At 49.9% G+C, this 13,456-nt stretch carries 9 protein-coding genes; 1 reads left to right on the forward strand and 8 read right to left on the reverse strand.

The features are described from left to right. Positions 1 to 33: 33 nt before the first annotated feature. From Pan161_RS21485 to Pan161_RS21520, 8 genes are all read right to left on the reverse strand, one after another. On the reverse strand, positions 34 to 2,535 hold the full coding sequence (locus tag Pan161_RS21485; RefSeq protein WP_145230713.1) for a PSD1 and planctomycete cytochrome C domain-containing protein: 2,502 nt from the start codon (positions 2,533 to 2,535) through the stop codon (positions 34 to 36). A 222-nt stretch (positions 2,536 to 2,757) separates the two neighbouring features. Then, a complete protein-coding gene (locus Pan161_RS21490; protein ID WP_145230715.1) occupies positions 2,758 to 3,900 on the reverse strand; it encodes an aminotransferase class V-fold PLP-dependent enzyme in 1,143 nt (380 codons plus the stop codon). Positions 3,901 to 3,923: 23 nt separating this feature from the next. Beyond that, a complete protein-coding gene (locus tag Pan161_RS21495) occupies positions 3,924 to 4,739 on the reverse strand; it encodes an IclR family transcriptional regulator (RefSeq protein WP_145230717.1) in 816 nt (271 codons plus the stop codon). A gap of 150 nt (positions 4,740 to 4,889) precedes the next feature. Further along, positions 4,890 to 5,384 carry a hypothetical protein gene (locus Pan161_RS21500; RefSeq protein ID WP_145230719.1) on the reverse strand — a complete coding sequence of 165 codons (495 nt, stop codon included), beginning with the start codon at positions 5,382 to 5,384 and terminating at the stop codon, positions 4,890 to 4,892. A 24-nt stretch (positions 5,385 to 5,408) separates the two neighbouring features. Beyond that, a complete protein-coding gene (locus Pan161_RS21505; protein WP_197995451.1) occupies positions 5,409 to 6,938 on the reverse strand; it encodes a SpoVR family protein in 1,530 nt (509 codons plus the stop codon). Positions 6,939 to 7,009: 71 nt separating this feature from the next. Beyond that, a complete protein-coding gene (locus Pan161_RS21510) occupies positions 7,010 to 8,116 on the reverse strand; it encodes a DUF444 family protein (RefSeq protein WP_145230721.1) in 1,107 nt (368 codons plus the stop codon). A 101-nt stretch (positions 8,117 to 8,217) separates the two neighbouring features. Beyond that, on the reverse strand, positions 8,218 to 10,278 hold the full coding sequence (locus tag Pan161_RS21515; RefSeq protein WP_145230723.1) for a PrkA family serine protein kinase: 2,061 nt from the start codon (positions 10,276 to 10,278) through the stop codon (positions 8,218 to 8,220). Positions 10,279 to 10,935: 657 nt separating this feature from the next. Next, positions 10,936 to 12,255 (reverse strand): neutral/alkaline non-lysosomal ceramidase N-terminal domain-containing protein, encoded by a 1,320-nt coding sequence (locus Pan161_RS21520; protein WP_145230725.1) that lies wholly within the window; start codon positions 12,253 to 12,255, stop codon positions 10,936 to 10,938. A gap of 198 nt (positions 12,256 to 12,453) precedes the next feature. On the opposite strand from Pan161_RS21520, the gene Pan161_RS21525 reads away from it, so the two are divergent. After that, entirely contained in the window at positions 12,454 to 13,452 is a 999-nt protein-coding gene (locus Pan161_RS21525) for an adenosine deaminase (protein ID WP_145230727.1), read from the forward strand. The last annotated feature ends 4 nt before the right edge of the window (positions 13,453 to 13,456 follow it).

Here is a 13,456-nt window from a genome sequence, read left to right on the forward strand (position 1 = left end):
TCTGGTTATTACATTCAGTGACTCTGTGCCCGATTAGCGGAGATAGATAAATTCGCTCGATGCAAAAATGGACTGACAGAGTATCTGCCAGGCACGGGTGATTCGTTTCTCGGAATCAACTTCTTTTGCCTGCAGTTCTTTTTCCAGTTCTTCCAGGAAGTGCAGGGACTTGCTGACTTCCATCTCGTTCGGTTGTCGTCCATAGGATTTCAGGAACAATTCCTGAATCTTCTGTTCGGGTGATAATGCGGTCTGATGTAACACTGTTTCCGCCATCCGATGTGATGCTTCTTCGACCAGTTCGCTGTTCAACAGAAACAGTGCCTGGGGGGCGACAGTGGTCGAGGCCCGATCACCGTTTAATACACTGGCGTCCGAATAATCAAACAACATAAACATCCCATACAGGTGATTGCGAATCACGGGCAGATAAATCGAACGCCGATTGAAATCGTAAGTGACGCCATCTTTAGATTCGTGATTGAAGACAAAGGCACGGTTATCCACATTCAGGAGTGAGCCTCCCAGGGCGGGATCCAGTCCGTCACTGACGCTGAGAATAGAATCCCGAATCGATTCTGCATCGAGTCGACGAATATCGGCACGCCACATCAGTCGATTATCAGGATCGACCGCGGCGGCATGAGCGTTAAATTCGCTGCTCATCTGCCATGTATTGGAGAGTAAAATCAGGCGATGCAGCTGCTTCAGAGACCAGTCTTCCTCCATCAGTTTGGCTGCCAGCCAGTCCAGTAGAGGTTGATTGCTTGGTTTGGCCCCCAGTTTTCCGAAATTATCGGGGGTAGCAACAATTCCTTTACCGAAATGCCAGCGCCAGACCCGGTTTGCAATTACGCGTGAGGTTAAGGGATGCTGTCTGTTGGTCAGCCATTCTGCGAACTTCAGACGGCCGCTCTGTTTCTCGGGAAACGGATTTTGTGGCTGCTGACTCAGTACCACAGGCACATGGCGGGGGACTGTTTCCCCCAGTGTCAGGTGACTGCCACGAATATGAATAGGAACGTCTATGGTCTCCCGTTCGGCTGCTCCCATTGCTGTGGGAACTTCAGGCCGTTCTTTTTTCAGTGATGCAACCTGGTCGCGCAGCGCTTTCAATTTTGCCTTGACCTCTTTGGAATAAGAGGGTTCCGGCTTCTCGGGCAGTTTAAATTCTTTGCCCCCCTCTGTCTGGAGCCGTTCATTTTCTGATTTGACCAGCGCGGCAATTTGATCTTCTTCTGCCTTGATCTTCCGATCCCAATCTGCCTGTACTTTCAGTTCCGCTTCTGTCGCGAGCGAGTTTTCGTTCCAGCGGCCAATTGTCTTGTAACTCTCCATGATTTTGGTGCTTTTCAAGATCCCCGCCAGTCCATAATAATCGTTCGCTGAAATCGGATCGAATTTGTGATCATGGCAACGGGCACAGCCGAGTGTCATGCCCATCAGCGAGACGCCAATCGTATTGATCTGTTCGTCGATGATGTCCATTTCCATTTTGGTTTTATCGACTTCGGCTAGAACTTTCGGACCTAATAACAGGAAACCGGTGGCTGTCAAACGCTCATTGCGTTCGACAACATCTTTCGCTGGCTCCAGCAAATCACCGGCGAGTTGCTCTTTGAGGAATAGATCGTAGGGCTTGTCTTTATTCAACGCATTCACGACATAGTCGCGATATTTCCATGCGGTCCCATACGCCACATTCTCGTCCAGGCCATTTGAGTCAGCATAACGGGCAACATCCAGCCAGTGACGGCCCCAGTGTTCGCCGTAGTGAGGTGAAGCCAGCAGCCGATCCACTACTTTTTCGAAGGCATCGGGAGAGGAGTCGTTCAGAAAGTTTTCGATTTCCTGTGGAGTCGGAGGCAAGCCGGTCAGATCAAAAGTCGTCCGTCGAATCAGTGTGCGTTTGTCTGCAGGGCGGGCGGGCGTCAATCCAGCCTGCTCCAGTTGCTGTAGAATAAACTGATCAATCGGATTCTTGACCCACGACTTCTGTTTAACTTCAGGCAGGACCGGTTTTTTCACTGCCTGGAATGACCAGAACTTGCGTTCTTTTTCCAGATCGTATTTTCCTTGGTCGCTGGGTGCACGCAGCAGACTTAAATCCGCATTAGGATAGGGTGCTCCCATTTTGACCCAGTTAGTCAGGTCTTCAATTTCCGCTTTACTCATTTTTTCGTCGGGAGGCATCTGCAGATCGTTGGACTGATAGTTGACCGCGGTGATCAACAGACTCTGCTCCGGTTTGCCTGGAACAATCAATGATCCCGCTTTGCCTCCCTGAGCAATACCTTTGAACGTATCGACGCGTAAATCAGATTCCTGAGTATCTTCGCCATGACAGTCATAGCAGTGCTTGATCAACAGCGGACGGATCTTCGCTTCAAAAAACTGGATCTGTTGCTGATTGGGTTCTTTCTCAGCAGCCTGAAGTGATGTGACACTCACTGCAGCGAGGGCGATTAATAATCCGCATGAACCCTGTGTTACGAAAGTACAGAAACAATCTCGTAAACGAGCAGACATCTTCATGATTTTTCCCAGCAGTTTCAGGTAGGAACCACACATTGATATTAGTGGAGCGAGAGTCTCTCTCACCAATAATGAGCGGCTATTGAGTGAAGGTAAGAACTTTTGAAGAATGAGCTTATGCCTTACCCTCTATTATATGATCTCTGGTTCAGAAGTCAGCAAAAATACCAACTTAAAACAGTTTCTCAGCGACTTTTTAATCGTTTGGCAGCCATAAACCGCCTAATTTCCAACAAAACTCTTAGAGAGTGCATGGTTCAATTCACTCAGGAATGTCTCGACATTTTCCATTGTATTATACCCATGCAAGGCCACGCGGATGCGTCCGGCATGGTACATAGGGTGAATTTGTTTACTGTGCAGATGCTGATAAATACGTTCTGCTTCGGGGTGACGAAATGCGATAATTCCAGCCAGATGTTCGGGACTGCGGGGCGAAATCAACTCAACGGACGTCTCTTTCAAGCCTTCCAGGCAGGCTTCGACCAGCGGTGTGGTCGCTCGATTGATCTCATCAACGCCGGTGGAAGTAATGTAATCCAATGCTGCCCGGATGGCATAGACGGCAGGGTAATTGGGCATACCCACGGTAAAGCTGGCAGCACCAGGCAGACTTTCCGCTGCTTCAAAACGCTGATCACCAAATGCGTCTTTCAGATTGAACCAGCCTCCGGCGGGAACCGTCCAATCGCGGGCTTTAGCGGAAGGGACGCCCACCAGTCCGCCACCGTGAGAAGCGAGAATCCATTTATGCGTACTACTGACGATTAAATCAATGTCAGTCAAATCCAGAGGAATCCGTCCCAGGGCCTGTGTCACATCCAGAGCGATCAGAGCAGAAGAGTTCGCACGAATGGTCTGAATCACATCCTGCAGAGGTATTTTATAGCCATTAAAAAAGCTGACCAGCGAAATACTGACCACCCGGGTTTTTTCACTGAGCAGCGACTGCAGATCTTCGAGGTTCAACTCCCAGTCTCGAGACTTCCAGACCTTCACGGTCGCCGGGCAACTCTGCTGCAGACCATAGGTATAGCTGGCAGGAAAATCCAGATCGCTGACAATAATTTCATCACCCGTTTTCAGTTGCAGTGCCTGGTATGCAAGATTGAATGCTTCCGAACTGCAGGAGCAGATACTGACTTCTTCAGAACTCAATCCGTACATCTGAGCCAGCAGTTCTTTTGCTGCATCCCATTGAGCTTCATGCAGCTTTCTGCCATCCATGCCCAGCAGTTTATCCTGAAAATACTGCTGAAACGCATTCCCGACGGATAACGGGGGAATGCCTTCAGCGGCCGTATTTAAATAGACGCGTTCCCCCAAACTGGGAAAATCCTGATCTCGCGTAGACTGATCTAACATGAAAACTCCGTTCGATTCACCCGTTAAGTTTTATTGACGCCATGGGCCGGGGCATCCTGTTGACTGATCATTGTCGGCCCAAACTCACTGGAAATTGCCTGCGAACATTCGAGCATGGCTGAAGAAATCCGGGCGCTGTCATCGGCTTCCCCGACCCGTAGAATATGGGAAACACATAAGACTGCCAACAGTCTGCCATCGGCGCCCAGAATCGGCGTCGCTGTATCCTGAACGCCTACAATCAGAGTACTTTCCATCGTGCGGAAACCGGACTGCCTGATGCTGGCAAACTCGCTTTCCCACTTGTTGATCTGCTCTACAGGCGGATCGGACTGCTCCCAGTATTTCTGACGCTGATCGGCCGTGTGGAAGGCCAACGCGACGTGACCGCTGTTGCGTTCGTGTAACTTGAAACTGGCACCGATGCGGACCGCCAGGGAAACGTCCGCGTCGCAGTCCACGCGGGCAATCACCAGCATCTTATTGCGGACGACCAGATTCAGATGACATGATTCGTTCAGTTCGTTTGTGAGCGATTCCATGTGTGGCGTGGCACGGGCGATCAAGGCTTCGGTGCTGGCATGTTTCGCCCCCAGCTCAAACAGCTTGGTACTCATGCGGTACCCCTGGTTGGCATCCCGGATCAGGTAACCCTGCTCATTCAGACACGCCATCACCCGGAACAACTCCTGTTTGGTGCGACCCAGACGTTCTGCAATGTCCGTTAAAGAGAGTGGCTGAGAGATCCCGGACAGGAGCTCCAGCACTTCCAGACCCTTTTCCAGAGCCGGTACCCGGTATGACAATCTTGATTCGGTGCGCTCTAATGTTTTACTCATGAAATATGATTTTACATATAAAACACCATTCGTCAAGCACGAAATCTGAATTTACAATGTAGACCTATCATCAAAAGAGAATACACCTTAGGTCTGTAGTCCCTAAGGTGTCTGGGTGGAAATCGTCTATCGATTATTCTGTCCCGGGGTTTATGGAACCGTATCCACAAGGTCTTCGACGAGCTTTTTGAGAACCTCATGAGTGACCTGCAGATCAACCTGGGTTCGACCCGTCTGGCCTTTCTGCGACTCAAAGCGTTTCAGACTGAAATTGCCATTCGCATGGGAGGACAGAATTACCTCATAAAACCGGGTGCCGGTCGGTTTCTGATCGGGGGGAGTCGATCGAATGAGTACCTGGGCTGCATCCTCGTCATATTCGAGTGGACCGATATTCTCAAGCAGGTATGTGATCCGCTGACAGAGTTTCTGTCCCCACTCTTTGAGTTTGTCAAACGTGGCCTGTGTCAGCGCTGGGACATTGACGCGGATTTCCTGAAAAGAACAGCTCATTGTGTCAACCGAAGTAAAATCGAGAATGACTTCGATCTTACCTTTTGCAGCCAGCGTTACCGTGCGCGGCTGAGCTGAATGAAAGCCGACCAGTTGAATCAGTTCATGATTGAGTTGGTTTAATACAGTCATAGGAGAATCCTCCTGACGAGGATCTTAGTTTTTTTCTTTGGAATTCGTGGAGTGTTTTTTGCCATCGTAGCTCAAAATCGTGGGGCGATCGTCAACGACGGTTTCGATATTCACGGGGCGTTTCCAGATGGTATGCAGGTTGACCAGTGTGTCCTGAGCATAATCCAGTTTGAGCTCTACTCCCAGGTATTCATGTTCCAGGTAGAGTTCGCCTCGATTTTTATAGTTTGCATCCTGCACGTAAATCACAGGACGACCATGATTGCTCAGGCTGTTCAACAGCTGCTGTTTGATCTGTTGAAATTCTCGTGACTGAATTTCATAAGTCTTGTTGGAATCGTTATAGGCAAACGAAAACATTTTCTGCTTATAACAGAATTCGGGGGTCAGAAAGGTATCGATAAAGGTAATATCATTATGGATCCTTCTGACCTCAAAGATCTTTTCGCGGCCTAAACCGAGATCCTGATCCCAGTGTTCCTTCTGATACATGTCGGTGCAGTTCTCGTATTCCGGCCCGAACTGTCCTTTATTCCAGCGTTCTTCAATATCTTTGAGTAGTTCAATCCCCAGTTTGTAGGGATTCAATCGATTGGGACTGGTTGCCATCGTGCCACTGTGATGGTCGGCATAATTGATGAGTCCTTCATCCGTCAGACCGTGCCGGGTCATGATGGTGGAGTGCCAGAAACTGGCCCAGCCTTCGTTCATAATTTTAGTCTGCCCCTGGGGAGCAAAGTAGCAGGCTTCATCGTGGATGATAGTCAGTACATCCCGCTGCCAGTCTTCCAGGGGCGCATATTGTATGAGAAAGTACAGAACATCCCGCATTCGCTCTTTGGGAAACTTCATTTGATCAGAGAGTTCCCGCGCTTTCTGCCGTTTCTGGCTGGCTTCTTCCTCGAGCACTTCTTCCGGATTGATATACCGATCCATATAATACTTGGCCGGAAAACGTCCGCCGGTACTTTCGCTCTCTTCGTCAGTACGTTTCTTCGTCTCTGCTCTGGTTTCTGTTTTCTGTGTTCTGCGAATGTGTGGTGAATACGGATCGATGAGGCTTTCGAGTGACAGACAGGTATCGATGAACGTCTCGACCACTTCGTAGCCGTGGTTGTCAATATGCCGATTCATGCGGGTGGCATGGTTGGCCATCTGATCCAGCATTTTCCGGTTCGTCTGCGAGAACCAGGCATTGTTCTTAAAAAAATCACAGTGACCATAAACGTGGGCAATCACCAGTTTCTGGTCGGTAATATCATTCGCACTGAGCAGATAGGCGTAACAGGGATCGGTGTTGATCACCATTTCGTAGATTTTCTGCAAGCCGTAAGAATAACCTTTCATCAACTCATCATACTGTGCCCCGAACCTCCAGTGCGGATACCGAACCGGGAACCCGCCATACGCGGCGAACATGCTCAGCTCTTCATAGTCCAGGACTTCAAAGATGGTTTTAAAGAAGTCCAGGCCGTAATCGAGCGCATGCTGTTCCATCTCCTGCTGGATATCGCTCAACTCTTTTGGCAAAGGTCGATAAGTTGTCACTACCATAATATTCTCCGTCAGCTCTTGTTGACTATTGAATGATACGCTGACTGGCTGCTGTCAATCACAACAGTTTTTTATTTCCCTGTTCCCAGGAATGTTTTAATGGAACCGTAAATTGCTTCTTTGTCATCAATTTCCGAGAGGATCAGATTATCGAACTCCTCTTCCACTTTGCGGAGTTCTTTTATGAAATCACCCGATCCATACGGACTGCGGACCTGCCCGTAACAGAACAGGTTACAGATTGGAAACAGATTTTGCTTAAGGTTTTCGATACAGTCCGAATTGTCTTCACCCCAATTGTCTCCATCCGAAAATTGAAAACAGTAAATATTCCATTGGGAGGGGGGAAAGTCGCGTTTGATAATGTGGTCGGCAGCCCGGTAAGCGGATGAGATACGTGTCCCGCCACTCTCTCGAATGCGGTAAAACGTATCCTCATCCACTTCATGAGCCACAGCATCATGCACAATATAACGGCGTTCAATGCCGTCATATTGCCGCTTGAGCCAGGTATCAATCCAGAAGGCTTCCGTGCGGACAATTTCTTTCTGCACATCGGTCATCGATCCGGACACATCCATCATATAAATGACCGCAGCATTCGTATGCGGCTCGGTAACGGTTTTCCAACTGCGAAAGCGTTCATCATCTTTCGTGGGAACAATAAACGGATCTTTGGGATCGTAATTATTCGTGGCAATCATCCGTCTGAGTGCGCGTTTGTAAGTACGTTTAAAATGGCGCAGTGAATCCGGACCTGTCGGACGGATCGAAGTATAACGGTCTTTCTGTGATGTAAGCGCATCTTCCCCCTTGGGTTCAATCCGCGGAAGCTCCAGCGCTTCGCCGAGCATGTCGGCCAGTTCTTCGAGCGTCAATTCAACTTCGCGAATATGCTGCCCGCGTTCGTTACCGGCCTGACCGGGACCATCGCCCTCCCCTTTACCGCGGCCAATGGGCTGTCCGACTTCGCCTTCTCCCTGCCCGACACCGCCGCTCCCTTTTTCGCCGTGCTGAAAATGGGGAATCTCGATATTCGGAACGGGGATACTGACAGTCTCGCGGCCTTTACGACCAATCATTTCACCATGATTGATATATTTCCGGAGCTGTTGTCGGACCTTCCCTTTGATAATTTTATCGAACCGTTGCTGGTCACGATCTATTCTTCGCACCATGGTATCGAGCCCCTTTCAGAACAGGGAATCAGAGTGAGTCGGCTCTCATTTAATTCCTTCTTATCCCGGGTTGAATCGTTCTATTCAGACCTGACAATGAATCAGGCAGCGTCACTGTTCTTTTTCGTATCGCCGCGAGCAAAAATGCTGGCAACGTACTGCAGGACGTCTGTCGCAGATTCTTCGTCGTAACCGTAATTTCGAATGAGCCGTGCTTTAACGATGTCGATCTTTTCCTGCGTTTCGGAATCGACGACATTTGAAACCAGACTCGTCAGTTTGATCGTATCCTTCTGGTCCTCAAACAGTTTCATTTCGAGGGCTTTCTGCAGACGATCATTCGTTTTGTAGTCGAACGATTTGCCATCCAGTGACAGGGCACCAATGTAGTTCATGATTTCGCGACGGAAATCATCCTTCCTGGTGTCCGGGATATCAATTCGTTCTTCAATGGATCGCATCAGGCGTTCATCCGGTTCTTCATATTCGCCGGTGAATTTGTTTTTCACGCGTTCTTTCTGCGTGTATGCCTTCACATTATCCAGATAATTGCCACACAGTCGCGTGAGTGCTTCCTCGTCGGCGGCAATCGCACGCTGAACTTCGTTCTTCACGATGTCGGTATACTCTTCCTTCACAACAGTGATAAGTTGACGGTAATGATCACGCATATCATCGTTGGCAATCAACGAGTGATGCTTCAGTCCCTCTTCAAGTTCATTCAGCAGCATGAACGGATTCAGGTTGGAACTATGTGAGTTGACCACCAGGGCGTTCGAGATTTTATCCTGCACATAGCGGGGAGAAATTCCAAACAGCCCTTCGGACTTGGCTTCCTTGCGAAGCTGTTCCACATTTTCGGTGGTGAAGCCCGGCAGGGATTTTCCGTTATACAGATTCATTTTCTGGATTAACGTCAGTCCGTGATGTTTGGGAGTTTCCAGCCTCGTGAGCACGGCCCACATCGCGGCGATTTCCAGCGTATGCGGGGCGATATGTTTACCACGAACGCGTTTGGTATTGTAGTCCTTCTCGTAAATCTTCACTTCTTCACTGAGTTTCGTGACATAGGGTACATCTATTTTTACCGTACGGTCGCGGAGTGCTTCCATGAATTCGTTGGACTGCAGTCGGCGATATTCCGGTTCGTTGGTATGACCGATAATCACGGTATCAATATCAGTCTGCGCGAATTTCTTCGGCTTGATTTTATGTTCCTGTGAAGCCCCCAGGAGGTCGTACAGAAACGCGACATCCAGTTTCAGAACTTCAATGAATTCAATCAATCCACGGTTGGAGATGTTGAATTCCCCATCGAAGTTAAAGGCACGGGGATCGCTTTCGCTTCCATACTGGGCAATTTTGCGATAATTGATATCGCCGGTCAGTTCGGTCGAGTCCTGATTTTTCTCATCTTTCGGCTGGAAGGTACCGATGCCGATCCGATCCTGTTCCGAAAAGGTGATACGTTTCACCACGATCTGATCCATGACTTTGGTCCAGTCGCCGTTGGCTTTTTCAAGACGTTCATTGAAGATAAATCGACTGAGCGGGCAGACTTCGCCTGTAATTTCTACTCCGTAGCCCGCATCTTTATCGGGATCACGCTCCGCATTCAGATAGTCGCAGATCTCCTGACGATTCTTGAGGGGTACCAGCTGCAACGGATCGCCATTCATGGGATCCCAGAGAATCGTGCCGTCTTCTTCTTTCCAGCCAAAGCTGTACAGGGCACCATCTTCGGTACGGGAATAGCGTTCTAGCCCCTGCTTGAGCAGACGGGCAATCGTACTTTTGGAACTACCGACCGGGCCATGCAGTAACAGCACACGGCGTTCGCTGCCATACTTGAGGGCGGCCGACTTGAAGACGTTGACCAGTTCCATCAGAGGTTGGGAAAGTCCGAAGATGCCATCTTTGCCATCGTTTACGGGATCGTCAAAGAAGCGGTAGCGGATGAGACTTTTTTTGCCTTCGACCGGGTAAGTTCCATAGCTCATGATCATGTCATAAACACGCTGGAACGCCGTTCGCGTCACCCGGGGATCCTGTCGAACAATATCGAGGTACTCTTCAAAAGACCCCTGCCAGTGTTCCTGAAGAAATGAGTCCGCATTCAGCTGACCCGAGATTTGATTTAAGATTGATCGACCATTTTCCATGGGACTCCTCCTCCTGGCATTACGAGTGGCATTCCTGCCCATCGATTTATCAGCCAATAAGTTTGAGGTAATTTGATAAGGGAAATTTTTCTAAAGTGCGAGAGCCTTTCACTATGTCCAGAATATTCAGTATCAAACAGACACGCATGGCGCAGGGATAGTTCCCTCATTCAAAATAAAATTGAAATGAGGTTGTTTAACAGACCGTCCATGGCCAACACCTAATTGTAAAAAGTGGGATTATCGTGTGGACGTGACTCGAGCATTTTCAGGGCATGCCACACAGGAATGTAAGGGACCTAATATCATGTTTCGAGCATTACTATTATTTCCCACGTCTTTATTTGAGACAATACCAATATTCAAGTCTGTGATTTTCGCTACGAAAAACGGCTGCATCCATCTACCTTTAAGTGACTACTTGATAACCAGTTAGTAAAACAAAACCGAACACAAACTGTTTCCGGGAATGCACGTGGAGATGCCTGAACGGACTGGCTCTGAGTGGATTAGACAGACTGGATTCGCTCTCTTACAGGAAACACGACCTGCTTCGATCAGCACTCTTCTTACGTCAATAAAAGTGTGAACAGTAAAATAATTTTCGTGGTTTTTTACTGAAGCGTTTGCCAGTCTGCTGAAACCAGGAGCATCCACTTAAGGCTCGAGCAGGGAATGGACCAGCTTAATTACACGGTCTTCGACACCAGGCTGAAAGGGGCCATGAATGCCGAAGTACTTCATGGCTCCGCCGCCTTCATATCCTCCCTCTTTCAAGACCCGTTCCGAGGGAACATAGGCGAAGACTTCATTACAGTAGCCAGCAACCCAGACCTGTCGTCCCGACAGCTCCTCGTGGAGACGGATGGCGTAATCAATTACGGTTTCTCCGCCGAGCCCGATGAGTGTCAGGTCATTGCCGAACTCGATCACCTGGGCAGAGAACGGATACGAGTCAGGAATCGCGCCCTGCTGATCCAACTGCTTGAGCAGGTGCTTTGTCAGTCGTTGAGAATAGATATCTCCCTGCCCCTGTCTGGCTAACAGTTCCTCGCGCGGTGGTGGTTTCACAAAGGATAAATTGGTCCGCTGAAATTGAACTCTCAAGGGGCTATGCAGTGGCTTCAATGGCTTATCCAAAGACCGCGTGACTGCTGACGCCAGCGAACGACCATGCTGCTCGGCCAGTTCCCGGGTGCCTCGGGGATCGGGATTCGCATCGCCACCAAAGCCCAGCATGAACAGCGCAGTGACGCCCGGATATTGTTTTTCCAGTTCGATCTGCGCAAAACCGGCGTAGTCGCCACAGAATTCAAAATAGGCCAGCGTGGTATTATGACAGGCATAGCCAAACAGAATCGCCCGAAGCTTCCCTGCAGGATCGCTGATTTTGAGGACGGGCACGGTATGATCAACGGGGCCATCCGGGTTGATGCGGCCGCGACGGTTAATGGCAAAAGTGGCCCGGTCTTCGCCGTAACTCAGCTGGGCCGGTTTCAACGACTGACTGGCGGAAACGATGACTTTGACCAGCTTGTCTTCAAGTACCTTCGCATAGTCATCGACGTCCTGCTGCTGGGCAGGAGTGAAATCATAAGCCAGCGGTGCACAGCCGCGCACGACGGGTGAACAATGCGTATGTGAGGAATTGAGCAGAATCTGCTCGCGGGTCATTCCTGTCTCCCGGGCAACTCGGGTACCGACACTATCGGAGAGTTCACGCGTCAAACCGATCAGATCAGTGGTGACAATTGCAGCCCGGTTTCCCTGCCCGTCTTTGAAAACGAGTGCCTTGGCCCATAAGGGATGGGTTGTTCCTTCAGCGGGTTTAGTGCGTGAGGCATAGCCGGCCAGCCAGATCTTTTTTGCAGGTGTGATGTCAATTCGCGCGATGCCAACCTGCCATTCAGCCGCGTGGAGAGGAATCTGCAGACTGACAACCAGCAGTACCAGCGAGTACAGAATTGTTCTTAACATGCAGTGACCTCATTGTTGTGTACCGGAATGATTCTCGTGGGAACGGTTCCCGTTTCTCACTGGTATTTTATCCTAGCATCGAGACAGGTGAATGCGAAGGCTGGCGGGCTTCGGCATGATGTTGACAAACCAGGTTCGCAAGTTACCATGTCGCCAGCAACCACTGACTGCAGATTCCTTTCACGACGGAGAGAAGCCATGGATGAGTTTATCGCCCGCTTGCCTAAAGCAGAACTGCACCTGCACATCGAAGGGACCCTTGAGCCGGAACTGGCGTTTCAACTGGCAGACAAGAACCGGATGAAACTGCCGTTTACCTCTGTGGAAGAAATGCGGGCGGCCTTTAATTTCAGCGACCTGCAGTCGTTTCTGGACCTGTATTATGCTTCGGTGAGTGTCGTCTGCAGTGAGGAAGATTTTTATGAACTCACGCTGACTTACCTGAAAAAAGCCGCTTCTCAGAATGTGAAACATGCGGAAATCTTCTTCGATCCCCAGACCCATACGGCCCGGGATATCCCGATGGGAACGATCGTCCATGGAATTTCGGCGGCTTTGAAAGACGGGCAGAGTCAACTTGGAATCTCATCCAAGCTGATCCTGAGCTTCCTCAGACACCTTTCTGCAGAATCAGCGATGGAGACGCTAGAGCAGGCAGCGCCTTTCCGCGATCATTTTATCGGCGTTGGGCTGGACTCTTCGGAACTGGGACACCCCCCTTCCCAATTTGTGAAGGTCTTTGACGCGGCACGCCAGCAAGGGTATCACGTGGTCTGTCACGCCGGGGAGGAAGGTCCACCCGAATATATTACCGAAGCACTGGACCTGCTGCACGCGGAACGCATCGACCATGGTGTGCGCTGCATGGAAGACCCCGAACTGGTCAAACGGCTGGCCGCCGAACAGATTCCGCTGACGGTCTGCCCGCTCTCCAACGTGCGACTGCGTGTCTTTAAGACGATGAAAGAACACACTCTGAAACAGATGATGGACGCAGGCTTGTTGGTGACCGTTAATTCAGACGATCCCCCCTACTTCGGCGGCTATGTGAATGAAAACTTCGCTGCGATTCAGGACGCCTTCGATCTGTCACAAAACGATCTGATCAAACTCGCCCGGAATTCGTTCGAAGCCTCATTCCTGACCGACAAGGAAAAGCAGACTCTGATCGCCGAACTGCCGACCACTTCGGTCTGATCGA

This window comes from Gimesia algae, assembly GCF_007746795.1.
Classification (GTDB): Bacteria; Planctomycetota; Planctomycetia; order Planctomycetales; family Planctomycetaceae; genus Gimesia; species Gimesia algae.

Bases quoted from the DNA above. Each gene is read 5' to 3' on its own strand.
- Pan161_RS21485 (WP_145230713.1), bottom strand. From the start codon at position 2,535: ATGAAGATGTCTGCTCGTTTACGAGATTGTTTCTGTACTTTCGTAACA.
- Pan161_RS21490 (WP_145230715.1), bottom strand. From the start codon at position 3,900: ATGTTAGATCAGTCTACGCGAGATCAGGATTTTCCCAGTTTGGGGGAA.
- Pan161_RS21495 (WP_145230717.1), bottom strand. From the start codon at position 4,739: ATGAGTAAAACATTAGAGCGCACCGAATCAAGATTGTCATACCGGGTA.
- Pan161_RS21500 (WP_145230719.1), bottom strand. From the start codon at position 5,384: ATGACTGTATTAAACCAACTCAATCATGAACTGATTCAACTGGTCGGC.
- Pan161_RS21505 (WP_197995451.1), bottom strand. From the start codon at position 6,938: ATGGTAGTGACAACTTATCGACCTTTGCCAAAAGAGTTGAGCGATATC.
- Pan161_RS21510 (WP_145230721.1), bottom strand. From the start codon at position 8,116: ATGGTGCGAAGAATAGATCGTGACCAGCAACGGTTCGATAAAATTATC.
- Pan161_RS21515 (WP_145230723.1), bottom strand. From the start codon at position 10,278: ATGGAAAATGGTCGATCAATCTTAAATCAAATCTCGGGTCAGCTGAAT.
- Pan161_RS21520 (WP_145230725.1), bottom strand. From the start codon at position 12,255: ATGTTAAGAACAATTCTGTACTCGCTGGTACTGCTGGTTGTCAGTCTG.
- Pan161_RS21525 (WP_145230727.1), top strand. From the start codon at position 12,454: ATGGATGAGTTTATCGCCCGCTTGCCTAAAGCAGAACTGCACCTGCAC.